The 23,362-nt window shown below is 67.2% G+C and carries 26 protein-coding genes, 1 tRNA gene and 1 pseudogene; 22 read left to right on the forward strand and 6 right to left on the reverse strand.

Annotated features, from left to right (window positions below; all coding sequences use genetic code 11):
- The first annotated feature begins 35 nt into the window (after positions 1-35).
- The 4 genes from fsa to ACP7BH_RS14760 are packed head-to-tail and all read left to right on the forward strand — an operon-like array spanning position 36 to position 3,260.
- Positions 36-689, forward strand: a complete 654-nt coding sequence (gene fsa / locus ACP7BH_RS14745; protein WP_284876490.1) for a fructose-6-phosphate aldolase — start codon at positions 36-38, stop codon at positions 687-689.
- A gap of 37 nt (positions 690-726) precedes the next feature.
- Positions 727-1,440 (forward strand): DUF484 family protein, encoded by a 714-nt coding sequence (locus ACP7BH_RS14750; protein ID WP_425986425.1) that lies wholly within the window; start codon positions 727-729, stop codon positions 1,438-1,440.
- Positions 1,422-2,366 (forward strand): tyrosine recombinase XerC, encoded by a 945-nt coding sequence (locus ACP7BH_RS14755; protein ID WP_425986427.1) that lies wholly within the window; start codon positions 1,422-1,424, stop codon positions 2,364-2,366. Before ACP7BH_RS14750 ends, ACP7BH_RS14755 begins: the two co-directional genes overlap by 19 nt.
- Before the next feature lie 9 nt (positions 2,367-2,375).
- Positions 2,376-3,260, forward strand: a complete 885-nt coding sequence (locus tag ACP7BH_RS14760) for an NAD(P)-dependent oxidoreductase (protein ID WP_425986430.1) — start codon at positions 2,376-2,378, stop codon at positions 3,258-3,260.
- Between the two features lie 63 nt (positions 3,261-3,323).
- On the opposite strand, the gene ACP7BH_RS14765 is transcribed toward ACP7BH_RS14760, so the two are convergent.
- Both ACP7BH_RS14765 and ACP7BH_RS14770 read right to left on the reverse strand, forming a co-directional pair.
- On the reverse strand, positions 3,324-3,674 hold the full coding sequence (locus ACP7BH_RS14765; protein WP_425986432.1) for a hypothetical protein: 351 nt from the start codon (positions 3,672-3,674) through the stop codon (positions 3,324-3,326).
- A 50-nt stretch (positions 3,675-3,724) separates the two neighbouring features.
- Complete coding sequence (locus tag ACP7BH_RS14770) at positions 3,725-4,516, reverse strand: SDR family oxidoreductase (RefSeq protein ID WP_425986434.1); 792 nt, start codon at positions 4,514-4,516, stop codon at positions 3,725-3,727.
- 152 nt (positions 4,517-4,668) lie between these two features.
- On the opposite strand from ACP7BH_RS14770, the gene ACP7BH_RS14775 reads away from it, so the two are divergent.
- The 5 genes and pseudogenes from ACP7BH_RS14775 (at position 4,669) to ACP7BH_RS14795 (ending at position 7,378) form a co-directional block, all read left to right on the forward strand.
- Entirely contained in the window at positions 4,669-5,046 is a 378-nt protein-coding gene (locus tag ACP7BH_RS14775; protein WP_425986436.1) for a hypothetical protein, read from the forward strand.
- A 43-nt stretch (positions 5,047-5,089) separates the two neighbouring features.
- Positions 5,090-5,644: a lipocalin family protein gene (locus tag ACP7BH_RS14780; protein WP_425986438.1), complete on the forward strand. Its 555-nt coding sequence runs from the start codon at positions 5,090-5,092 to the stop codon at positions 5,642-5,644.
- Positions 5,645-5,705: 61 nt separating this feature from the next.
- Positions 5,706-6,104 (forward strand): hydroxyisourate hydrolase, encoded by a 399-nt coding sequence (gene uraH / locus ACP7BH_RS14785; protein ID WP_425986440.1) that lies wholly within the window; start codon positions 5,706-5,708, stop codon positions 6,102-6,104.
- 170 nt (positions 6,105-6,274) lie between these two features.
- A pseudogene (locus tag ACP7BH_RS14790) lies at positions 6,275-6,334 on the forward strand (SEC-C metal-binding domain-containing protein); the annotation flags it as partial.
- 48 nt (positions 6,335-6,382) lie between these two features.
- A complete protein-coding gene (locus ACP7BH_RS14795) occupies positions 6,383-7,378 on the forward strand; it encodes a hypothetical protein (RefSeq protein ID WP_425987098.1) in 996 nt (331 codons plus the stop codon).
- A 138-nt stretch (positions 7,379-7,516) separates the two neighbouring features.
- Here the strand turns inward: ACP7BH_RS14795 and ACP7BH_RS14800 are convergent.
- Positions 7,517-7,592 (reverse strand) — tRNA-Ala (locus ACP7BH_RS14800).
- Positions 7,593-7,754: 162 nt separating this feature from the next.
- Between ACP7BH_RS14800 and ACP7BH_RS14805 the strand changes: the two genes are divergently transcribed.
- The 6 genes from ACP7BH_RS14805 (at position 7,755) to ACP7BH_RS14830 (ending at position 13,787) form a co-directional block, all read left to right on the forward strand.
- On the forward strand, positions 7,755-8,060 hold the full coding sequence (locus ACP7BH_RS14805) for a YggT family protein (protein WP_135193965.1): 306 nt from the start codon (positions 7,755-7,757) through the stop codon (positions 8,058-8,060).
- A gap of 104 nt (positions 8,061-8,164) precedes the next feature.
- Positions 8,165-9,046, forward strand: a complete 882-nt coding sequence (locus ACP7BH_RS14810) for a 3-hydroxybutyryl-CoA dehydrogenase (RefSeq protein ID WP_425986442.1) — start codon at positions 8,165-8,167, stop codon at positions 9,044-9,046.
- Positions 9,043-9,600, forward strand: a complete 558-nt coding sequence (locus ACP7BH_RS14815; protein ID WP_135193967.1) for a phthalate transporter — start codon at positions 9,043-9,045, stop codon at positions 9,598-9,600. Before ACP7BH_RS14810 ends, ACP7BH_RS14815 begins: the two co-directional genes overlap by 4 nt.
- A 46-nt stretch (positions 9,601-9,646) precedes the next feature.
- Entirely contained in the window at positions 9,647-10,891 is a 1,245-nt protein-coding gene (locus ACP7BH_RS14820) for a DUF418 domain-containing protein (RefSeq protein ID WP_425986444.1), read from the forward strand.
- 41 nt (positions 10,892-10,932) lie between these two features.
- On the forward strand, positions 10,933-12,816 hold the full coding sequence (gene cobT, locus ACP7BH_RS14825) for a cobaltochelatase subunit CobT (protein WP_425986446.1): 1,884 nt from the start codon (positions 10,933-10,935) through the stop codon (positions 12,814-12,816).
- Positions 12,813-13,787: an esterase-like activity of phytase family protein gene (locus tag ACP7BH_RS14830; RefSeq protein WP_425986448.1), complete on the forward strand. Its 975-nt coding sequence runs from the start codon at positions 12,813-12,815 to the stop codon at positions 13,785-13,787. Before cobT ends, ACP7BH_RS14830 begins: the two co-directional genes overlap by 4 nt.
- A gap of 3 nt (positions 13,788-13,790) precedes the next feature.
- Here ACP7BH_RS14830 and ACP7BH_RS14835 read toward each other — a convergent pair whose 3' ends face one another.
- From ACP7BH_RS14835 to otsB, 3 genes are read right to left on the reverse strand one after another with little or no spacing between them, the layout of a single operon-like run.
- Positions 13,791-15,203: an alpha,alpha-trehalose-phosphate synthase (UDP-forming) gene (locus ACP7BH_RS14835; RefSeq protein ID WP_425986450.1), complete on the reverse strand. Its 1,413-nt coding sequence runs from the start codon at positions 15,201-15,203 to the stop codon at positions 13,791-13,793.
- 42 nt (positions 15,204-15,245) lie between these two features.
- Positions 15,246-17,030 (reverse strand): glycoside hydrolase family 15 protein, encoded by a 1,785-nt coding sequence (locus tag ACP7BH_RS14840; RefSeq protein WP_425986452.1) that lies wholly within the window; start codon positions 17,028-17,030, stop codon positions 15,246-15,248.
- 4 nt (positions 17,031-17,034) lie between these two features.
- Positions 17,035-17,763 carry a trehalose-phosphatase gene (gene otsB, locus ACP7BH_RS14845; protein WP_425986455.1) on the reverse strand — a complete coding sequence of 243 codons (729 nt, stop codon included), beginning with the start codon at positions 17,761-17,763 and terminating at the stop codon, positions 17,035-17,037.
- A gap of 198 nt (positions 17,764-17,961) precedes the next feature.
- Here otsB and ACP7BH_RS14850 point away from each other — a divergent pair, with 198 nt between their 5' ends.
- The 7 genes from ACP7BH_RS14850 to ACP7BH_RS14880 are packed head-to-tail and all read left to right on the forward strand — an operon-like array spanning position 17,962 to position 23,350.
- Complete coding sequence (locus ACP7BH_RS14850; protein ID WP_425986457.1) at positions 17,962-18,954, forward strand: KpsF/GutQ family sugar-phosphate isomerase; 993 nt, start codon at positions 17,962-17,964, stop codon at positions 18,952-18,954.
- A gap of 1 nt (position 18,955) precedes the next feature.
- Positions 18,956-20,209, forward strand: a complete 1,254-nt coding sequence (locus tag ACP7BH_RS14855) for a glycosyltransferase family 4 protein (RefSeq protein ID WP_425986459.1) — start codon at positions 18,956-18,958, stop codon at positions 20,207-20,209.
- A gap of 60 nt (positions 20,210-20,269) precedes the next feature.
- Complete coding sequence (locus ACP7BH_RS14860; protein ID WP_425986460.1) at positions 20,270-21,442, forward strand: polysaccharide biosynthesis/export family protein; 1,173 nt, start codon at positions 20,270-20,272, stop codon at positions 21,440-21,442.
- 2 nt (positions 21,443-21,444) lie between these two features.
- Positions 21,445-22,014 (forward strand): hypothetical protein, encoded by a 570-nt coding sequence (locus tag ACP7BH_RS14865; RefSeq protein WP_425986462.1) that lies wholly within the window; start codon positions 21,445-21,447, stop codon positions 22,012-22,014.
- A gap of 33 nt (positions 22,015-22,047) precedes the next feature.
- Positions 22,048-22,449: an acyl-CoA thioesterase gene (locus ACP7BH_RS14870; protein ID WP_425986464.1), complete on the forward strand. Its 402-nt coding sequence runs from the start codon at positions 22,048-22,050 to the stop codon at positions 22,447-22,449.
- A 44-nt stretch (positions 22,450-22,493) separates the two neighbouring features.
- On the forward strand, positions 22,494-23,072 hold the full coding sequence (gene def / locus ACP7BH_RS14875) for a peptide deformylase (RefSeq protein ID WP_425986466.1): 579 nt from the start codon (positions 22,494-22,496) through the stop codon (positions 23,070-23,072).
- Positions 23,072-23,350, forward strand: a complete 279-nt coding sequence (locus ACP7BH_RS14880) for a hypothetical protein (RefSeq protein ID WP_236547456.1) — start codon at positions 23,072-23,074, stop codon at positions 23,348-23,350. Before def ends, ACP7BH_RS14880 begins: the two co-directional genes overlap by 1 nt.
- Positions 23,351-23,362 lie beyond the last annotated feature (12 nt).

Genomic DNA, 23,362 nt, shown 5'->3' on the forward strand with positions numbered 1-23,362 from the left:
GATTCCTGTCGTCGGTGGCGCTAAAAGCCCTGCCCATGAAACTCTTTCTCGATACCGCCGACGTCGCCGTCATCAAGGACATGGTCCCCACCGGAATGGTGGACGGCGTCACCACCAATCCGTCGCTGATCGCCAAGTCGGGTCGGAACATCGCCGAGGTCATCGCCGAAATCTGCGCCCTGGTCGAGGGGCCCATTTCCGCCGAGGCCGTCTCGCTCGATTTCGAGACCATGGTCAAGGAGGGCGACAAGCTGGCCGCCATCGCCCCGAACGTGGTCGTGAAACTGCCCCTGACCTGGGACGGCCTGCGCGCCTGCCGCGTCTTCACCGACAAGGGGATCAAGACCAACGTCACCCTTTGCTTCTCGGCCGCCCAGGCGCTGCTGGCCGCCAAGGCGGGCGCCACCTTCGTCTCACCCTTCGTCGGCCGTCTGGAAGACAATGGCGCCGACGGCATCGGCCTGCTGGAAGAAATCCGCGTCCTGTATGACGTGCACGGTTTCGACACCCAGATCCTGGCGGCATCCCTGCGCAACGTGGCCCATGTGGCCGCCGCCGCCGTCGCCGGATCGGACGCCGCCACCTTCGGCGCCGACACCTTCAAGGCCCTGGTGAACCACCCGTTAACCGACAAGGGTCTTGATGCCTTCGTGGCGGACTGGGCCAAGACCGGTCAGTCGATTCTGTAACATCGCGTTTCCCGGAGAGGTCTGTTTGAGCGGCTCATTGGACCTTTTCGAAACGTCGGAAGCGGACGCAACGCCCCATGTGGGCGACGGCCTGCATTGGCCCGACGTGCGCGGCTGGCTGCAGACCCATCCCCAGACCCTGCTGGACGACCGGTCCCTGCTGGAAGAGATCGGCCTGCGTCCGCACGGCCGCAACGTGATCGAGTTCGGCGCCGCCGCCCTGACCCGGCTTGAGGCGGTGGTCGAGCGCGAGACCGGCGCCCGGCGCGAGATCGAACTGATCGCCCGCGCCAACTTCGCCGCCCAGACCCAGACGCACGTCGCGACCCTGGACCTGATGGAGGCGCGCAACCATTCCGACCTGGCCCGGCGGCTGGATGCGGCGGCGCAGGGTCGGTTCGGCCTGGCCGGTGCCGCCATCGCCCTGGAAAAACCCGGCGGCGTGCCCTTCGGCTGGCGCGCGCTGGAAGAGGGCGACGTCGACAACCTGCTGGGCGAGCACGGCCTGACCTGGCTGGGTCCGATGATCTCGGGGCTGAACTTCTTCGGCGCGACCGAGGATCAGGTGAAGTCCATCGCCCTGGTCCGCATGGCCCCGCACCTGACGCCCGGCGGCCCACCGCGCCCCTGCATCTGCGCCTTCGGCTCGCCCGAGCCGGAAGGCTTCACCCCGAACATGGGCTGCGAACTGGCCGCCTTCCTGGCGCGGGTAACGGAGCGGATGGCCGAGCGATGGCCCGTCCTGAACTGAAAAGCTCTCAACTGACCGCCTCCGACGCCCTGCGCGCCTGGCTGGACCATCTGGCGCACGAGCGTCGGCTGTCGCCGCGCACGCTGGAAGCCTATGGCCATATCGGCCGGCTCTATGTCGCCTTCCTCGAACGCCATCGCGGCGAGACCCTGTCGCTGAAGGACATGGGCACGATCACCGCCGCCGAGGTCCGCGCCCACATGGCCGAGCGACGCTCGGGCGACCACCCGCTGGCGGCGCGGTCGCTGAGCCAGAGCCTGTCGGCCATTCGTGGATTTCATGCCTTCCTCGACCGGCGGCTGGACACCCCCGCCCCGCAACTGGCCCTGGTGCGCGGGCCGAAGGTCAAACCGTCCCTGCCCCGGCCGGTGACCGAGGATCAGGCGCGCGGGCTGCTGGCCGAACCGGACGCCGATCCCGACGCCGAACCGTGGGAGGCCGCGCGCGACCGGGCGGTGCTGACCCTGCTCTACGGCTGCGGCCTGCGGATCTCCGAGGCCATGTCCCTGACCCGCGCCGATGCGCCGCTGGGCGAGACCCTGCGCATCGTCGGCAAGGGGTCCAAGGCCCGGATCGCCCCCATCCTGCCCGCCGTGCGCGCGGCTGTGGACGCCTATCTGGCCCTGCTGCCCTTCCCGCTTCAGCCCGCCGACGCCCTGTTCCGCGCCCGACGCGGCGGCCCGCTCAGCCCCCGTCACGTCCAGGCCTCAGTCCAGAAGCTGCGCGGGCGGTTGGGCCTGCCCGAACGCACCACCCCCCATGCCCTGCGCCACAGTTTCGCGACCCATCTGCTGGGCGCCGGCGCCGACCTGCGTTCGATCCAGGAACTGCTGGGCCACGCCAGTCTGTCGACGACCCAGAAATACACCGGCGTCGACGCCGATAGACTTTTGACCGCCTATGCGGCCGCCCATCCCCGCGCCTAGAACGGCCGGATGAGCATCGACATCCTGGCCATCGGCCTGCCCGCCCTCGCCGACACGATGCTGACCCAGCGCGCGCCCGACCTCGGTTGGACCCTGCATCGTCCCGGCCCCGACGGCCTGGCGCCGCCCGAGGTCGCCGACCGGATCGTCGGCGTCGCCGCCTCGGGCGCCGCGACCGTGGACGCCCGACTGATCGACGCCCTGCCCGCGCTGAAGATCGTCTCGGTCCATGCTGTCGGCTACGACCTGACCGACGTCGCCTACGCCCGATCGCGCGGCGTGATCGTCACCCATACGCCCGATGTCCTGAACGAGGATGTCGCCGACCTGGCCCTGCTGCTGACCCTGGGGACCTTGCGTCGCCTACCGGCCATGGACGCCTATATCCGCGCCGGGCGCTGGGTGTCGGACGGGCCGCCGCCGCTGTCGCGCAGCGCCACGGGCCTGCGTTACGGCCTGCTGGGCCTGGGCCGGATCGGCCAGGCCATTGCGCGGCGGCTGGAGCCGCTCACCGGCAATATCGCCTATCACACCCGCAATCCGGTCAAGGATGCGCCCTGGCGGCACGTGCCGAACCTGGTCGATCTGGCGGCAGAGGTCGATGTGCTGATCGTCATCGTGCCGGGCGGCGCTGCGACGCGCGGCCTGGTCTCGGCCGAGGTGCTGGACGCCCTGGGTCCGACCGGCGTGCTGATCAATGTCGCGCGCGGCGAGGTGGTGGATCAGGACGCTCTGGTCGCCGCCCTGACCTCGGGCCGGCTGGGCGGCGCGGGCCTGGATGTCTTCGCCGACGAGCCAAACGTGCCCCAGGCCCTGATCGACAGCGACCGCTGCGTCCTGACGCCCCACGTCGCCTCGGCCACCATCGAGACCGCAACGCCATGGCCGAACTGATGATGGCCAACCTGGAGGCCGTGCTGGCGGACAAGCCGCCGGTCACACCTGTGCCGGATTAGCCTACTGACCCGGCCGTGAGGCACGGTGCGGCGTCACCGACACGGTCGGGCCGAACACACGGCCCAGGGCGCGCGGTTGATCGGGGATCGCATAGCTGATCGGCAGGGGACAGTTGTTCCGGTCGCGCCGATCCAGAAGCAGATAGCGCCGCGCCTGGCCGTCATCGAGAGAACGGTCAAGCAAGGCCTCCGCGCGGGCGCCTGTCCTCTGCTCGGCCTGCATCAGAGGGTCGGGGCAAGGCATGGCCGCCCGGTTCACGACAGGCGCGCCCCGGACCATGGCATGGTCGGCGACAGGCGCAGGCTGGACGGTCACGGCGTTCGACAAGGCCAGCATCAGCAAGGTCAGCATGGCATTCCTCCCAATTCCGGCCAGAAGCTACACCCGCAACCCTCGATTGACTAGATCGCCTTGATCGCTCCGCCGTCCAGCCGGATCAGCGAGCCGGTGACATAGGCCGCCAGGGGGCTGGCCAGGAAGGCGGCTGTGGCGCCGAACTCCTCGGTCGTGCCGATGCGGCCGACGGGGATGGACTTGACGGACTCGGCTCGCGCCTCCTGCGGCGTGAGCCCGGTGCGTTCGGCCGCCGCCTGGTCCAGCCGTTCGATGCGCGGGGTGTCGATCCGGCCCGGCAACAGGGTGTTGACCGTCACCCCGTCGGGTCCCACCTCGTTCGCCAGCGTCTTGGCCCAGGCGGCGACCGAGGCCCGCAGGGTGTTGGACACGCCCAGCGCCGCCGACGGCTCCACCACCGTGATCGAGGCGACGTTCAGAATCCGCCCCCAACCGGCCGCCCGCATGCGCGGCAACACCCGGTCCGTCAGGCGGAAGATCGACAGCACCATCGATTCGAAATGATCGCGCCAGACCGCCGGCTCCAGCCCCGACACCCCCGACGGCGGCGGCCCGCCCGTGTTGTTCAGCAGGATTTCGATATGACCGCCCAGCAGCTCTTCGGCGAGGTCCGCCGCCTTCAGCAGCGCCTCGTGATCCGCCAGGTCCGCCGTGACCACGACCGCCCTGCCCGGCCCGGCCGCGTTCAGCGCATCCGCCACGGCCTGAAGCTTTTCCGCATCGCGCGATAACAGGGCGACATGCGCCCCCTCGGCGACCAGGGCCGTCGCCACGGCGCGGCCCAGGCCGGAGGATCCGCCGCAGATCAGGGCGCGCTTGCGGTCCAGTTTCAGGTCCATGGTCGATCTCCGGCTTTCGATTTCCAGCCCCGGATATCGGACGCCCGCCTGCCCGGCGCAACGCGGCGTTAACCGACGGGGCGCACCTTCATGCCGAAGCGGCCGCCATCAGCCGCCATCAGCCGCCAGGACAGGCCGGGGAGGGCTCGCCCATGTCGACCAAAATGACGTCGAGCATCCGCCGACACAGCGATCATTTCGAGCCGCAGGACACCGATCCCCAGGAACAGCGGCGCCTGCGCGGTCAGCTGGAACAGATCGACTACGCCGCCTACATCGCCAACAGGGAGGTGATCGGCCAGGCCCTGACCGGCGTCGACGCCTCGTCTCTGCAAAAGCTGGCGGTCATGACCGCCACGGCCCGCGCCAAATGGGTGGCGGAATCGCTGCGCCTGGCCCACTCCGGCTCAGCCGTGACGCCTGACCAGGTCGCCCGCCTGACCGCCGCCCGCACCGCCTACGACGAACTCGCCGAAGCCTACGAGGCCCTGCGCCGCATCATCGAGCGGGGTTACATCGCGCTGCGGTGAATCGCCTTCAGGAACCCGGCTCCAGCTAGGCCGTTCAGCGGCGATGAAGATCGCACGCACAGCCGCCATCGCCCTTCTCGCCGGCGCAGCCCTGGCGCTGGGCGCCTGCGCCACCCTGCAACGCGGCCCCGTCGGAAACGCCGCCGTGCCCCAGCCGGCCAAGGCGGTGGATCTGAACCGCTACGCCGGCCTCTGGTACGAGATCGGACGCTACGAGAACGGGTTCGAACGCGGCTGCGAGGGCGTGACCGCCCAATATACGGTGCGCGACGACGGTCTGGTCGGGGTGCTGAACACCTGCCGCCAGGGCGCGACCACCGGCCCGGTCAAGACCTCCGAAGGCAAGGCCAAGGTGGTGAAGGGCAGCGACAACGCCCGGCTGAAGGTCTCCTTCTTCGGCCCCTTCTACCTCGGCGATTACTGGGTGCTGGATCACGCCGACGACTATTCCTGGTCCATCGTCGGCGAGCCGTCCGGCCGCTACCTCTGGCTGCTCAGCCGCACGGCCCAGCCCTCAGCCCAGGCCCGCGACGCCATCCTGACCCGCACTCGCGCCCTCGGCTACGACCTGACCTTGATCAGGCCCACCCAGCACTGATCGACCCGCATCCGGCGTGACGCCGACCGCGTAGAACCTCGAACTGTTCAAGGATCCTCCCATGCGTATCGCAACCCTCGTCGCCCTGTCCGCCACCCTCTTCTCGGCCGCATCGGCTTCGGCCGAGACGATCTCGACCCACGTGCTCGACCTCGCGCGCGGCGTGGGCGGGCGCGACGTGCCCGTGACCTTGGAAATCAAGGATGCCGACGGCGGCTGGCGCCAACTGGCGACCGTCCGCACAGACGAGAACGGCCGGGTGCGGTCATTCGGCGATCAGATCACGACCCAGGCCGCCACCTACAAACTGACCTTCGACATGTCGCACTATGGCGACACAGACGCCCAGCCGTTCTTCCCCGAGATCGACGTGGTGTTCCAGGTCCGCGACCCCAGCATCCACTACCACGTCCCCGTCGTCGTCAGCCCGTACGGCTACAGCACCTACCGCGGTAACTAGGCTGATTAGCGTGGTGAACGACTTGTTGCCGTTGTGGCAACTTTTGGTGGGTGGCACGAGACGCAACGGCTGCCACCAAGAGTGGGCTTCGCCACCACTGCATGTTATCGCTATGCATGCCTCTTCAGCCGCGCATCGCACCCATCGAAAGTCTGAAACCGCAAGAGGTGATGGGTCGTAATGGTCGTTGCTGGTGCGGGTCAGGCGATAAGTGGAAGGCCTGCCACCGCAACCGGCACTTAGAACCACGCCCAAGCTATCACGAAGTGAAGCCTGGGATGGCGAAGCTATTCGCCAAAGGGGAATGTGGTCACCCAGATGCCCCCAAAGGCTGTAGCGGAGAAGCGATAAATTCACACACGCTTCAAAAAGGCGGAGCGCTTGCGGCATTGGCGGAGAACGGCCACGTGATTTCGGCTCGCCAAGCCACGCAACGGCTTTTCCAGAATAAGGGACGACTTGTCCCGCAGAAGACGGGTGTGAATTCTGCTTCAACCTTCCCGGGTTTTTGCAACGCCCACGATACGGCGTTCTTTTTGCCCATCGAGTCTGGAGTCTTGCCGCTCACTAGAGCGTCGGCGTTCCTATTGAGCTATCGAGCTATGGCTTACGAAAGGCATACTAAAACGGCTGGCCTGGCGGGCCTTAGCGAGATGCGCCGGAAGGGAGATGCTGGTTTGCCATTTTCTGCTCAGGTTGATGTGCAGCAGGGCCTACATCACATGACTGCAGGAATGCGCCTTGGCCTTGAGGACCTAAGGGTTTGGAAGAACCAACTCGACCAGATGTACAGATCAGGCGACACGAGCGACATCGGACTTATGGCAGTAACCTTCGAAGGAGTACTTCCTTTCGTGGCTGCCTTTGGGAAACTCCCTACGGTGGATTTTCAAGGACTAAAACGTCAGTCTCTGATGTCTCGTAACGTCCCAACTCTCTCGCTGACGGTTACCGTCGCGGCAGGTCGAACCATTGCAATTTTCTCATGGTTCGATGGCCCCAAGAGCGCCGGAGCGAAAATGGCCGAATCCTTCTCCAACGTTGGGGAAAACGAAAAGCCGTCGGCATTGTTGCGCTACTGCCTGAGCAGTTCTGAAAATATCCATATGCGACCCTCTTGGTGGGACGGCCTGACGATGGAAGATCTTTCAGATGCTGACGTTCTAATCCACATGGGTCTGCCACTTTCGGACGAAGGCGACCCAGCCCACTTCGTAGTCGGCAAGGGGCCTTTAAGTCTTGCCCCTATGGCGTCCGAGGTCGTTCATCTATGATGTGAAGGCCTTGAGTAGGTCTTGCTCGCTCTTAGAATTCAGGCATGTCTTCGAATTCAGGCATGTCTTCACATCACCGCAGGGAGATATACGACCGGTTGGATGATGCGTCGCAGAGCCTCGTAGTTTTCGGGTGCCTGGTGGAGCCGAGGGGAGTCGAACCCCTGACCTCGTCATTGCGAACGACGCGCTCTACCAACTGAGCTACGGCCCCGTTTCCAGCGTGGGATCGGGTTCACAGGCGTCGCGGACATAGAAGGCGGGCGGGCGTGGTGTCAACGGGCTTGTGCGCGCAATCCGCGCAGCTCGGAAACGGCCGTTGTCGGACCGGGTGCGAACACGCTAGAAGCGCCGATCCAAGCAGGAGTTACGGTTCATGGGCTACGCCCTCGTCTGGTTGATCAACGCCATCATCAGTCTGATGATCTGGTTCATCATCGCCCAAGCCATATTGAGCTGGCTGGTGGCGTTCGACGTCGTCAACTATCGCAACCGCTTCGTCTATTCGGTCGGGACCTTCCTGGACCGGGTGACTGCGCCCCTGCTGGAGCCGTTTCGCCGCATCATTCCGAACCTGGGCGGCATCGACATCTCGCCCATCGTGGTGATCCTGCTGCTGCAGTTCATCAGCGTGTTGTTCAACCGCACGGCGGCGCCGGCCCTGGTCCAGTTGCTGGGCTGAGGCGACACGGCGGGCGGAAATCTGACGTCGGGGGGCCGATCCGCTCTTGCGCCGCGCGCCGTCCTTCCTAAAGGTGCCCGCCCGACCACTTTCGACCACGGTTCATGACCACGATCACCACAGTCGCCATTCTGGGCGCCGGACAGATGGGCGCAGGCATCGCCCAGGCGGTGGCGCTCGGGGGCTATTCGGTCCGGCTCTATGACGTCGTCGCCGACCGGCTGCCGCTGGCGCAGGGCGAGATCGCGGCCAGCCTGTCGCGCCATGTCTCGCGCGGCTTGATCGATCAGGCCGCCGCCGACGGGGCGCTGGCCCGCATCGTCACGGCGCAGGTGATGGCCGACGCGGTCGCCGGCGCCGACCTGGTCATCGAGGCCGCGCTGGAAGACGAGGCGATCAAGAAGGCGATCTACGCCCAGGTCCTGCCGCACCTGGGACCGAACACCCTGCTGGCGTCCAACACCTCTTCGATCTCGATCACGCGCCTGGCGTCCTCGACCGACCGGCCGGATCGGTTCGTCGGCCTGCACTTCATGAAGCCGGCGCCGATCATGAAACTGGTCGAGATCGTGCGCGGCATCGCCACCTCGGCCGAGACCCATTCCGCCGCCGTCGCCTTCGCCGAGAGCCTGGGCAAGACGACCACGGACGCCGAGGACTTCCCCGCCTTCATCGTCAACCGCATCCTGGTGCCGATGATGAACGAGGCGATCTTCGCCCTGTACGAAGGCGTCGGCAACGTCGCCTCGATCGACAAGGCGCTGCGCCTGGGCGCCAACCATCCGATGGGGCCGCTGGAGCTGGCGGACTTCATGGGTCTGGACGTCGTCCTGGCCATCATGAACGTGCTGTATGATGGCTTAGCCGACAGCAAATACCGGCCCTGCCCCCTGCTGGTGAAATATGTCGAGGCCGGCTGGCTGGGCCGCAAGAGCGGACGCGGCTTCTACGACTATTCCGGCGCTGCGCCGGCGCCGACGCGATGAGCCGGTTCGAAAGCTATTCCGACCTGCCGGGTCAGGCGACCATCGCCGCACGGCCCGCGCCTCTGTATCCGATACTGGCCTGTTTGGCGGGCGCGGCCTGGCCCCCGCTGTGGCTGACCCTGCCGTTCTGGCGGCCCCATGCCTTCATGCCCGGTCGCGACATGGACTGGCGGCTGGTGGTGATGGTGATCGGCCTGATCACCGTGCCGCTGGCGCTGTATCGCATCCTGAACGAGCGCAAGCGCGACGGACGTCCCGGCACGCGGCTGGGCGTCGTCTGGCGCTTCATGATGTACGGCGGCCTGGCGGCGGCCCTGGTCCAGATCGTCGTCGCCCTGGGTATGAGCGTCATGGGCTGGATCGAGGCCGGCGACTTCATGCAGGCCCTGGGCGCCACCGAGACGACCCTGCTGATCTTCGGCGTCGGCGGCCTGCCAATCGCCATGATCGTGGGCGTCAGCTACGCCCTGTGGGCCGGACTGTGCGCCGCCTTCATCGCCTTCGAGGCGCGGCCGGCGGTCAAGGACAGACTGGGTTTGATGCCCAAGCGCTGAGGCGGCCGCGCTTAAGGCTGACATCTGGGGATTGGGGGATCCGCACATGACCATGGACGATAACGAAGCCGACGCCGCGCCGATGCTGTCGCCGGTCGTCGCGACCTCGCGCATCGCCAGCCTGGACGTCATGCGGGGGCTGGCGGTGCTGGGCATCCTGGCGGTCAACGTCGTCTCCTTCGCCCTGCCCTTCATGGTCTATGAAGACGCGAGCCTGAGCCCGTTCGCGGTGACGGGCGCCAACGCGATTGCGCGCTGGACCATGGACGTCTTCTTCCACCAGAAGTTCATCACCCTGTTCTCCATGCTGTTCGGCGCCTCGATCTTCTTGGTCGGGGGCGAGCGGGGCGATCCGGCGCGCGGGCGGTTGCTGCGGCGGCGCCTGTTCTGGCTGGCTGTCATCGCCCTGATCCACGGCTTGGCCTTCTGGTACGGCGACGTGCTGCTGCTCTACGCCTGGTCCGGCCTGTTCGTGATGCTGATGCGGTCGATGCGCGCCGGGACGCTGATCGGGGTCGGCCTGGGCGTCACCCTGGCGCTGGGCGCGATGCAGGCCCTGGCCACCTGGCTGATGGTCGCCGGACCGCCCGAAGTCACCGAGGCCATGGGCCAGGGCGGGCCGCACTACACCGCCGCCATGGTCGCCGAGGCCATCGCCGCTTATCGCAGCGGTTGGGCCGGGGCGATGGGCCAGAACCTTCAGAGCTGGATGTTCCTGCAAGGGGCCAGCCTGACCATGTTCGTCTTCTCGACCGTGGCCCTCATGATGCTGGGGATGGGACTGTTCAAGTCGGGATTCTTCAGCGGTCGGGCGCCGACGTGGGTCTATGCGACGCTGATCGCCGTGGGCGGGGCGGTGCTGGCCCTGCTGGGCGTGCTGGAATGGACCGAGGCCATGGCGGCGCCGAACACAGACCCGACGCGCGGCTTGGCGGGGGCGGTCGCCTCATTCCCGATCTTCGTCACCCTGGCCTATGTCAGCCTGATCGTGCTGGCGACAACGCGAGGTCTGGCGTGGATCACGGCGGCGCTGCAGCCCGTGGGCCAGATGGCCTTCACCAACTATCTGACCCAGACCCTGATCATGACGACGATCTTCTACATGCCTTGGGGGCCGCGCCTGTTCGGGCAGGTGGACTATGTGCAGATGTGGGGCCTGATCCTGGGCGTCTGGGCGCTGCAGCTGGTCTGGTCGCCGCTGTGGTTGTCGCGGTTCAGCATGGGGCCGCTGGAGTGGGTTTGGCGCTGTCTGACCTATGGTCGTCGGGTGCCGATCCAGAAACCCGGCTGACGGCGCTTTTATCGCAGGCGCGAAGGGATTAACTGAGGGCCATGGCCGCCCAGGATACTCCCGCTGAAACCTTCAAACGCGCGCTGGGTCATGCCGCGCGGGCGCTGGCCGAACAGCCCGAGCTTGAGGTGACGTTCGGATCCGACGGCCCAAAGCTGTCGAACGGCGTCCTAACCCTGCCCCATCCGCCGCGCGATCCATCCGGGCCCGAGAGCGCGTCCCTGCGCGGCCAGGCCGACCGGCTGGCGCTGCGGCTGGCCAATCACGACGCGGCGGTGAACGTGAAGATGCGGCCGGCGGACGCCAAGGCCGCCGAGGTGTTCGATGCGGTCGAGCAGGCGCGGGTCGAGGCGTTCGGCTCGGAGCATCTGGCCGGGGTGCGCGACAACCTGGGCGCCGCCCTGATCACCCGGCTGGAAAAGACCGGCGCCCTGCGCATCAATGACGCCGACCGCGTGCCGGTGTCCGAGGCCGTGGCGCTTCTGGTGCGCGAGCGGCTGACCGGACGGCCCGCCCCCGACGGCGCCAGGGCCATGCTGGATCTGGTCCGCGCCAATATCGAGGCCAAGGCGGGCGCCAAGCTGGACGCCCTGGCGGGGACGGCGGGCGACCAGGAAGGCTTTGCGCTGAAGATGCGCGAGGTGCTGCGCGCCCTGGACCTCGACCCCGGCGACGGGCGTGGCGAGGACTCTTCCGAAGATCCCGGCGACGAGGAACCCGATCCCCAGGATCCGGCCGCCGACGACGATCAGGACGAGGAGGAAGAAGAGGACGGCGGCGAGGGCTCCCAGTCGATGGAGGGCGACGCCGACGATCAGTCCTCGGACGAAGAACGCGAGAGCCGCCCCGAGGGCGCGCCCGCCGATCCCGACGGCGAAGGCTCCGACGACGGCCCAGAACTGCAGGAAGGCCAGCAGCCGAACCGCCAGCAGACGGCCGACGACGGCCGCGCGGTCGACTTCTACCGCGTCTTCACCACCGCCTTCGACGAGGTGGTGGACGCCGCCGACCTGTGCGACCCGGTCGAACTGGACCGGCTGCGCGCCCTTCTGGACGGCCAGCTTGCGATATTGTCGAGCGTCGTCTCGCGCTTGGCCAACAAGCTGCAACGCCGCCTGCTGGCCCAGCAGAACCGCTCCTGGGTCTTCGATCTGGAAGAGGGGATGCTGGACACCGCCCGTCTGACGCGGATCGTCACCGACCCGACCGCGCCCTTGTCGTTCAAGGCCGAGAGCGAGAGCCCGTTCCGCGACACGGTCGTGACCCTGCTGCTGGACAACTCCGGCTCGATGCGCGGGCGGCCGATCATGGTGGCGGCGGTCTGCGCCGACATCCTGGCGCGCACCCTGGAACGCTGCGGCGTCAAGGTCGAGATCCTGGGCTTCACCACCCGCGCCTGGAAGGGCGGACAGAGCCGCGAGGCCTGGATCACCGCCGGCAAGCCCGCCAATCCGGGACGCCTGAACGACCTGCGCCACATCATCTACAAGGCGGCCGACGCGCCCTGGCGCCGGGCCAAGAAGAACCTGGGCCTGATGATGCGCGAAGGCCTGCTGAAGGAAAACATCGACGGCGAGGCTCTGCAATGGGCGCACAATCGCCTGCTGGCCCGGACCGAGCAGCGCCGCATCCTGATGGTCATCTCCGACGGCTCGCCGGTCGACGATTCGACGCAGTCGGCCAATGCGGCGCTGTATCTGGACAAGCACCTGCGCCAGGTCATCGCCGAGATCGAGGATCGCTCGCCCGTCGAACTGCTGGCCATCGGCATCGGCCACGACGTGACCCGCTGGTACCGCAAGGCCCTGACCATCGTGGACGTGGAACAGCTGGCGGGCGCCATGACCGAGAAGCTGGCCGAACTGTTCGAGAACGAAGGCTCGGCCGGTCCCACGCGACGGACGCGAAAGAAGCTGGCGGCATGAGCCGTTTCGGTCGTCTCGCCTCCGTCTGGATCGCCCTGTCGCTGACGGCCTGCGCCGCCTCGCTCGGCGCGCCACGGCCCTATCCACTGTCGTCGGACGGCTGGACGCCGGCGGTCGCAGAACTGAGAAGCGTCAGCCTGGGCCTGCCCGGCGGGGCGCAGTTGGCGGAGGGCGTGCGGTTCGCCGGAGGCCTGCAGCTCATCGCCGCCCCGACTTCGCCCCTGCACAGCCTGTCGGACCTGAAACTGACCGGCGACGGCGGCTTCGTCACGGTATCGGATGCCGGCGATCTGGTGCGGGGCGACATCCGCCTGGACGTCGGCGGGCGACTGATCGGCCTTGATCATTTCCGGTCGCGTCGGCTGACGCTGGAAGACGGTCGGGCGATCTCCGACAAGCAGGACGGCGATGCCGAAGGCCTGCTTGTCACCCCGTCCGGCGATCTGCTGGTCAGTTTCGAACGGCGTCACCGGATCTGGAACTACGGCCCACTGTCGGCCCTGAAGGGCCAGCCGACGCCGATGCGGGCGCCCGACTTCGCCTTCACCGAAAACGACGGGATGGAAGGCCTAGCCGTCGCGCCCAACGGCTGGCGCGTCTCGGGCGAGGCGGGCGGCGCCTGGGACTGCTCATCGGCCCGGTGCACCGTCGTGACCGCTCCGCCCGAGAAGCCCATTCCCGACAGCGATTACCACATCACCGGTCTGGATCGCGATCCGTCCGGCGACGGATGGTTCGTGGTTCAGCGGCTGTACCGCGCGCCCATCGACATGCGCGCACGCGTTCGCCGGATGGCCCCGGACGGAACTCTGGGGCCGATCCTGATCGAGCTGAAACTGCCCGGCACCACCGACAATTTCGAGGGGATCGCCGCCGAGACGCGCCACGGCAGGACGCGCCTCTACATCCTGTCCGACGACAACTTCAATCCGGCCCAGCGCACCCTTATGCTGGCCTTCGACCTGAGCTGATCTTCAGGCGGCTCCGGCCCACTGGGTCGATTGGGCCGTCGTGTCGTCGGCGCTCAGAGCACGCACGAAGTCGTCGCGCCAGATGCCCACGTCGGTGGCGCGCACCACCTCCATCAAGGCCTCCCATTTCCGAATACGTTCGGCCTGCGGCATGGTCAGCGCCTTCTGGATGGCGTCCGACAGCTCCTCGCGGCTGTAGGGATTGACCAGCAGGGCCTCGCCCATCTGTTCGGCCGCCCCGGCAAAGCGCGACAGGATCAGCACGCCCGGATCTTCCGGATTCTGGGCGCAGACATATTCCTTGGCCACCAGGTTCATGCCGTCGCGCAGCGGCGTGACCAGGCCCACCCGCGCCGCGCGATAGATGCCGGCCAGCTGGTCCCGGCGATAGGTGCGGTTCAGATAGCGGATCGGCTGCCAGTCCATATCGCCGAAGGCGCCGTTGATCCGCCCCGCCAGGGCGTCCAGCCGCGCGCGGATATCCTGATAGGAATCCACGTCGTCGCGCGAGATCGGCGTGACCTGCAACAGGAAGACCTCGCCTCGCATCGAGGCGTTGTCCTGCAGGAACTGCTCATAGCCGAGCAGCCGCTCCTCCAGCCCCTTGGAATAATCCAGCCGGTCCACGCCCACCATCATCGACCGGAAGGCCGAGGACGCCGCCATCCGGTCATAGGTCCGCGCCCCCAGGGTCGAGTTCCGCGCCGCCAGGAAGCCGTCCACGTCGATGCCGATGGGGAAGACGCCAGTCTGAACCTTGCGTCCGAAACACTCCAGCCCGCCAGTCCCATCCAGTTCGCCTTGAGCCTCCGAGACCACATAGTCGGTGAACAGATCGCTCCATTCCTGGGTGTGGAAACCGATCAGGTCGAAGTCGAACATCGACTCCACCAGCCGCCGGTGATGCGGCAGGGTCACCAACAGCTGACGCGCGGGCCAGGGCGTGTGCAGGAAGAAGCCGATCCGGTTCCTAATGCCCAGGCGGCGCAGATCCCGCGCCATCGGGATCATGTGATAGTCGTGGATCCAGATCATGTCGTCGGGCTGGATCAACGGGGCCAGCACCTCGGCGAAGCGGCGGTTCACCCGCTCATAGCCTTCGCCATACGACCGCTCGTACTGCGCCAGGTCGATGCGGTGGTGGAACAGCGGCCACAGCGTCTTGTTGGCGTAGCCGTTGTAGTATTCATCGACGTCCTGGGCTTCTAGATCGACCAGGCCCACGGTCACGCCGGCCCGGTCCTCGATCTTCACCTCGCCGGTGTAGTGGTCGATCGTCTCGCCGGACCAGCCGAACCACAGGCCGTCGTATTTTCTCAACGCAGCGGACAGGGCCATGGCCAGGCCGCCGGCAGACCCTGCGGCAGGGTCTGCCGGGGCGGAGACCCGGTTGGAAACGACGATAAGGCGGCTCATGACTTCACTTCGAACGGCGACCCCAGCCCCGGGGTCCGGATATTAACGCACATCGGTCCACGAACGGCTCAACAGCACGGCGCAATTGATGATCCCGACAAGCGAATAGGTCTGCGGATAGTTGCCCCACAGTTCGCCGTCGTCGATCGAGATGTCCTCGCTCAACAGGCCTGCGGCCGTGCGGCGGTCCAGCATTTCCTGGAAGATGGTGCGCGCCTCCTCGATCCGGCCGTTCTGGTGCAGGGCCTCGATGAACCAGAAGGTGCAGAAGTTGAACGCCGTCTCGGGCTCGCCGAAGTCGTCCGGCTCGACGTAGCGGAACAGGAACGGCCCCTTCTTCAGATCGCGCTCGATGGCGTCGAAGGTGGCGACCTGACGCGGATCATGCGCCTCCAGGAAGCCCAGATCGGTCATCTGCAGCAGCGAGGCGTCCAGCTCGCGCCCGCCGAAGCTGGCGGCGAACCGGCCTTCGTCGGGCAGGTAGGCCTCGGCCTCGATCCGCTCGCGGATGATCCGCGCCCGCTCGCGCCAGAACTCGCCCCGATCCGGTAGGCCCAGATGGTCCGCCGCCTTGGCCAGACGGTCGCAGGCGGCCCAGCACATGACGGAGGAATAGGTGTGGACCCGCGCGATGGTGCGGAACTCCCACAGGCCCGCGTCGGTCTTGTCGTGCATGGCGAAGGCCCGCTCGCCGATGGTCTCCAGCGCATGGAAGTCGTCGAGCGTGCCAGGGCGCAACAGGCGCACGTCGTAGAAGGCCTGGACCAACGGCAGGACAATCTGTCCGTACACGTCATGTTGCAGATGCTCGTGCGCCTGATTGCCGATCCGCACCGGCTTCATGCCGCGATAACCCTCGACGGAATCGACGATGCTTTCGCCGATGCCCGGCTCCAGACCCACGCCATAGACCGGCTGGACGTGACCGCCGGCGGAATCGTCGACGAGATTCCTCAGATAGACGAGGTAGTTCTCCAGAATATCCACGGCACCCAGCCGGTTCAGCGCCCGCACCGTGTAATAGGCGTCGCGGATCCAGCAGTAGCGATAGTCCCAGTTGCGCCCGCTCTCCTTGAACTCGGGCACCGAGGTCGTCATGGCGGCGACAATGGCGCCGGTCTCTTCATAGGCGCAAAGCTTCAGCGTGATCGCCGCGCGGATCACCGCCTCCTGATAGTCGAGCGGCAGATAGAGTTTGCGCACCCAGTCCTGCCAATAGGCGACGGTGCGATCCAACGCGCCCTGGACCCCGTGACCGACATCCTGGTCGTAACCCTCGTCCGGACCCAGGAAAAAGGCGTGCGGCCGTTCGAGGCGGAACACCCGCTCTTCCAGCACGTGCGACACCGGACAATCGGTCGTCAGGCGGAAGGTGACGTCGGCGCACATATAGCGGACGTGGTTGGAGCCGGAGGTATGCGGCGCCGGCCGCGCGCCCCAGTCCGTCGAGGGACGCAGCCTGACCCGAATGCGCGGCGTGCCCGACAGCGGCCTCACCATCCGCGCAAAGGCCAGCGGGCGATAGGTGCGCGAATGTTTGGGATGGCGCGGAGCGAAGTCGATGATCTCGGCGCTCGACCCGTCCTCGGCCGTCATCACCGTGCGCAGCACCGGGGTATTGCGGACATAGGCCTGCTCGATCGATGTCATCCCCTCCATCTCGATGGCCCAGAAACCGTGCTCGGGTTCCTCGCCGTCCATCAGGGCGGAAAAGACAGGGTCGCCGTCCACGCGGGGCGCACAGGCCCAGACGAAGCGGCCCTGACGGTCGATCAGGGCGCTGACGCCGCAGTTGCCGATGGGGAAAAGATCAAGATTGGGCTTCATCGGTTCAGGCCTTCGCTACGGCTTCAAGCCAGGTCAGTACGGCGTCGACATCATCTAAGCGGTAACGCGCCGCCGTCTCGCGTTCAGGTCCGACCAGCACGCCATAGCCGCCCAGGACCGCCGCCGCCTCGAACCCGTATTCATCGGTCAGGTCGTCGCCCAGCATGACCGGAACCGCGCCCTTGAACGGCGCCTCCTGCATGAAGGCGGTGACAGCCGTGCCCTTGTCGGCCCCCGGAGTCTTCAGTTCCAGCACCATATGGCCGGGTTGAAGCGTCAGGCCGGTTTCGGATTGAAGCTCGGCGGCCAGCGCCTTGGCGGCGCCCGCCTCGTCTGGCGCCTGTCGGTAATGCAGGCCGACCGATACACCCTTGTCCTCGACGATGACACCGGGTCGGTCGGCGGCAAAGGCCTCGAAGGCCTCCATCGCCTCGGCGACCCCCGCATCCGCCGTCTTTCGCTGGATCGAGCCGTCTTTCAGACGACGCTCCAGCCCATGCACACCGGAGCCAGACACCAGAGCGTGGTCGGAGATGCGGTCGATCTCGGCGATGGTGCGCCCGCTGACGATGGCGACGCGACCGGACAGGCGCGCCTCGACCGCCTTCAGCGCCGACGTGCGTCGCGCTGTGGGCAGAACCGCGTCAGGCGTCGGAGCCATCGGCGCCAGGACGCCGTCCATGTCCAGAAACAGGGCGATCCCGTCGGCGACGACAGGCGGTGTCGGGAGCAATAGCGAAGCGGCTCCGGCATGAGACGGCATTGACGATCAGACTCTTTGTTTGGCTTCCCCGACGATCCTAACGCGCCAATGCGGCAAAGGTTGACCAGAAACCGACAAAGTCGTCTGAAAGGAGGGCGGCGCGCGCCAAGCAGTCACGGTGGATCGCGCACGTCAAAGAAGGAGAGCCCGGTTGCGGGCCGTCAAAGCATGACCGAGATCGTTCACTCGACCCCCGAAGACATCGCCGGCATGACCGACCGCGCGCGCGAGGTCGTCCGACTGAACATCGAGGCGCTGGAGGCGCTGGAGCGTTCGATCGATGTGTCGATGGCCCGCGCCGTCGATGTGATCATGAGCCGGCCCGGCTATGTCGTCGTCACCGGCATGGGCAAGTCGGGCCATATCGGCAACAAGATCGCCGCGACCTTGGCTTCGACCGGCACCAACGCCTTCTTTGTCCACCCGGCTGAAATGAGCCACGGCGACCTGGGCATGCTGCGCCCCGACGTGACCCTGCTGGCGCTGTCGAACTCGGGCGAGAGCCGCGAACTGCGCGACCCGCTGATCTATTGCCAGCGCAACGGCATCCCCGTCATCGCCATCACCCAACGCCCCGCCAGCTTCCTTGGCCGCAACGCCGCCGTCTGCCTGACCATGCCCAAGGTGGCGGAGGCCTGCCCCAACGGCCTGGCGCCGACGACCTCGACCCTGATGGCACTGGCCCTGGGCGATGCCTTGGCCATGGTGCTGATGGATCGTCGCGAGTTCACGGCGATGGACTTCGGCCTGCACCACCCCGGCGGCGCCCTGGGCATGAGCCTGCAGAGCGTGCGCGAATGGATGGGCGACAACGCCGCCGCTCCGGCCAGCGTGCCGCTGACCGCCAGCTTCGGCGACGTGGTGTCGGCCGTCACCGAGGGCCGCAAGGGCGCCGTCGCCGTGCTGAATGACGATGGAACCCTGGCGGGGATCGTCACCGACGGCGACCTGCGCCGCGCCTTCCAGCGCGACACCACTCGCTTGACGGCGGCCGACATCATGGGCGCCAACCCGATCACCGTCGATCCCGACGCCCGCATGAGCGACGTCGTGGACCTGCTGACCGCCAACAAGATCGCCAACCTGTTCGTGATCGAGGACGGAAAGCCTACAGCCATCGTCCATGTCGCCGAACTGATGCAGGCCGGTTACGTCGCCTGACATGCGTATTCTCTATGACGCCAGCCGGCTGATGAGCCGGGCAGATCGCTCCGCCCCGACCGGCGTGGACCGGGTCTGTCTGGCCTATGCGGAATGGTTGCTCGCCTCGCCCAACGTGACGACCATTCCGGTGCGGGGTCGCAAGAACCGGCTCGTCGCCGTCGAGATCGACTGGTTCCGACGTTTCGTCGTGAACCTGCGGGCCAAATGGAACGGGGCGGCCAGCTCGCCCGCCGATCTGGCGCACGAACAGCGACTGCTGGCGGCCCTGACCTCAGAGACGCGACCCGCCGCATCGGTGCTGGGCGCGCCCCCGGCCCCCGTTCAGGAGAAGCCCGCCGACAAGACCCGCGTGCTGAAACAGTTCTTTCGGTCCCGTCATGCCAAGTCTTTGCCGGAGGCCGACCTTTATTTGACCGTGGGGCACACCACCCTGCACGATCCTGCGGCGCTTGAAGATCTTCAGGCGGCCGGAATCGAGCGGGTCGTTCTGATCCACGACCTGATCCCTGTGACCCATCCCGAGTTCTGCCGCCCTGGCGACGGCGAGAAACATCATGCGCGCGTCGCCAACACCCTGCGCCTCGCCAGCCGGATCATCGTCAACTCGGCCTACACAGGCGAAGAATTGCGCGCCTTCGCAAGTCGTGAAGGCCTGCCCCAGCCACCCATCCACGTCGCCCACCTTGGGCTGGAGCCGGCCTTCGTCGCCGGCGACGCTGTCGCGGCGTCACGCCCCTATTTCGTCCATGTCGGCACCATAGAGGCGCGCAAGAACCTTGCCCTTCTGCTGACGCTGTGGCGCCGGCTGGAGGAGCGGCTGGGCGAGCGCACCCCGTCACTGGTGCTGGTCGGCCGCTACGGCTGGGAGAACGAGGCTGTGCTGGACCACCTGCAACGCTCGCCCAATCTGCAGGGGGTGGTGCATCAGGCCTCCAACCTGTCCGACGCCGTCCTCGCGCGTCTGATGCGCGGCGCCCGCGCGGTGCTGGCCCCCTCCTCCGTCGAGGGGTTCGACCTGCCGGCGGTCGAGGCCTGCGCCATGGGTTTGCCCCTGATCGCCTCCGACATTCCGCCGCACCGCGAGTTGACGCCGAACGCCGAGTTGATCGACCCGCTGGACGGCCTGGGATGGCTGGCCGCCATCGAGCGCGCGACGCAGGCGGCCTCGGCCTCGCCGCCGGCCTATGTCGCCCCGGACTGGCCGGGGCATTTCCGCATCGTCGCCGACGCGATCGGCCTTGAACACGCCTAGCCTCTGGCGAGCGCGTTCAAAGGCTTGTAATCAATCCGCGAACAAGGGCTATCGCGCTTCATGACTCGCACCATCCTGCCGCTCGCCATCGTCGCCATTCTGGGCGGCTGCTCCACCCTGCCGCGCGACGGACCGTCGGGCGCCTCGGTCAACGCCGGCGCCACCACAGCTTCCGCCTTGGGCAGCTACGCTCTGGTGCCGCTGACCTATGAGGTCACCGAGCGGATGAAACAGGTGCCGCCGCAGTTCTTCGGCACGCTGGCCGCCGGATCCAGCGATCAGCCCGCCGACGTGATCGGCGAAGGCGACACCCTGGCGATTTCGATCTTCGACCCTTCCGGCTCGCTGTTCGGCGGAACCCTGGGCTCCGGCTCTTCGTCCTCCAGCCGCACGAACACGACCCTGTCCGGCGGCAACCAGGCCCTGCCGGGCGCCGTCGTCGATCGCTCCGGCTCGGTCGCCATTCCGTTCGGCGGTCAGGTTCGCGTCCAGGGCCTGACCTCGACCCAGGCGGCGGCGGCCATCCGACGCGCATTGGTCGGCAAGGTCGCCAACCCCCAGGTTCTGGTGTCGATCGCGGGCAACGCCTCCAACACCGTCAACGTCCTTGGCGACGTGCGCCAGCCGGGCCGTGCGCCCCTGGGCGTCAACAGCGACCGCATCCTGGACGTCATCGCGGCGGCCGGCGGCTCGGCCCGCACCACGGACGACCTGATCATCTCGATCCAGCGCGAAGGCCAAACCTACACCGCCCCCTTGTCGGCTGTGACGACCGAGTTCGGCGAGAACGTCCGCCTGCAACGCGGCGACGTGGTCAATGTCCAGTACAAGCCTCGCCGTTTCTCGACCTTCGGTGGTTTGAACGCCGTGGCCCAGGTCGACATGCCGGCCGGCCCCATGACCCTGACCGGCGCCATGTCCAAGGTGGGCGGGCTGAACACAAACACCGCCAACGCCCGTCGCGTCCTGATCTTCCGCTTCGAACGTCCCGAGGTGGCCCAGGCCCTGGGCATCACCCAGCCCGCCACCCCGCGCGGCGTGCCGGTGGTCTATGAGCTGGACTTCAGCGACGCCGCCAACGTCTTCGCCGCCACCAACATGCAGGTCATGCCGGAAGACGTGATCTATGTGCCCCTGGCCGGCGCCGCCGAGCTGCGCAAATTCTTCGAGGTGGTTCAGAGCCTGACCCGCGTGGTCTACGATGTGTCGGTGACCAGCACCCTGAACAACTGATCATGGCCGGACGGCGGGCATTGCTGTCGGGACTGTTTTCACGCAGGCCCGCCGCGCCTGCTGAAGACCACGTCGACCCGTTCGAACGCCCCGCCGATCTGGACCCCGCCGAACCCGACGCTCTCAGCCTGGCGCTGGACGAGATCGAGACCGGCGCGCTCGACATCTACGCCGGCGCCGGCCTGCCGACGCGGCCCGGTCACTACCAGCGCGAGCCCGACAGCGAGGATTGGACGTTTCTGGCCGCCGACATTGGGCCATCCGAACGGTTCGCCCTCGCGCTGGAATATCCGCCGGAAAAGGGCTGGCGGTTCGCCCCACTTCAGGATCTGGGCGCGCGCTCGGAGCGCGAAGACCTCCGCGCCGCCGCCCATCTGCTGAGCGATGTCGCAGCCTTGCGAAACTCCCGGCGGGAAATCCTGACCCAGGATCACCTTCTCACCGCGATGGAGCTTGGCGCCGCCTGGCGTGCGCTGCGTGACGCCCAGGCCGTGCGAACCTCTCGCCTGGCCTTGTCTGTGCCTGCGCGAACAAAATCGCTCAAAGGCGACAAGCCGCAAAAGCCGCGCTAGAGAGCCCGCCTCCCCGAACAGCAGGCCTCTTTCATGTCCGACGCCCCCGAACACCCGCCCGAGTACCAGCCCGTCGGCCGCATCATCGCCATGCCGGCGGACACCAATCCCGAGGGCGACATCTTCGGCGGCTGGCTGCTGGCGCAGATGGACGTGGCGGGCGCGACGCCGGCGTTTGAACTGGCCTGCGGACGCTGCGCCACAGTGGCGCTGGACGGCATGGTCTTCCACCAGCCCGTCTCGGTCGGCGACGAGGTCAGCATCTACGCCCATGTCGTCAGCACCGGCCGCACCTCCATCCGCGTCCACGTCGAGGCCTGGAAGCGCGCGCGGGGCCAGCCCCAGGCCGCGTCCGTCCGCGTGACTCAAGGCGTCTTCACCTATGTCGCCATCGACGAGCACCGCAAACCGCGCGCGCTTCCTGGCAAGGAATAGGCGCAAATCTTGACCTGACGCCGGGGCGGGCTTACGTCCCGGCCATGGCCATCCGACGCATCCTCACCATCGACAACGCCGCCGACCTGGCGATCCTGAAGCAGGTTTCCACGCCCGTCGCGGCGGTGGACGACGCCGTCCGCGCCCTGATGGACGACATGCTGGAGACCATGTACGACGCGCCGGGCATCGGCCTGGCCGCCGTGCAGATCGGCTCCCTGGACCGGGTCATCGTCATGGATCTGGGCGATCGTGACGGCACGATCCCCGAGACCGAGGAAGAAGACACGCCCGAGGCGTTCGAGGCGCGCAAGAACCCGCGCTTCTTCGCCAACCCGGAGATCCTGTGGACCTCGGACGAGCTCTACACCTACGAAGAGGGTTGCCTGTCGATCCCCGAGTATTTCGACAAGGTGGAACGCCCGGCCCGCGTCCGCATTCGCTATCTGAACCGTGACGGTCAGTCGGTGGAGGAAGAGGCCGAGGGTCTCTACGCCGTCTGCATCCAGCACGAGATGGACCACCTTAACGGCGTGCTCTTCATCGACCATCTGTCGCGTCTCAAGCGGGATCGCGCCGTGACCAAGGTCAAGAAGGCCGCCCGCGACAGGATCGCCGCCTGATGACCAAGATCGTCCGCCCCGAACGTATCGAACGCGCCGCGCGCCGCATCGCGCCGTCCATTCCGCGCGGCCGCTCGCTGATCATCGATTCCTCGGGCCGTCGTCGCCTGACCCGCAGCCAGAAGATCGGCGTCGCCGGGGTCGCGACCCTGGCCGGCGTGGCCCTGCTGGGCGTGGTGGCGGGCCTGCTGCTGGACAAGCTGCTCGACTTCGACGACGCCCTGGATGCGGGCGGCGAGTGGGACGAGGGCGGCGGCGTCTTCACCCGCTGGCAGTAAACCTCTAAAGGC

The organism is Brevundimonas sp. TWP2-1, from assembly GCF_049897645.1.
Taxonomy (GTDB): Bacteria; Pseudomonadota; Alphaproteobacteria; order Caulobacterales; family Caulobacteraceae; genus Brevundimonas.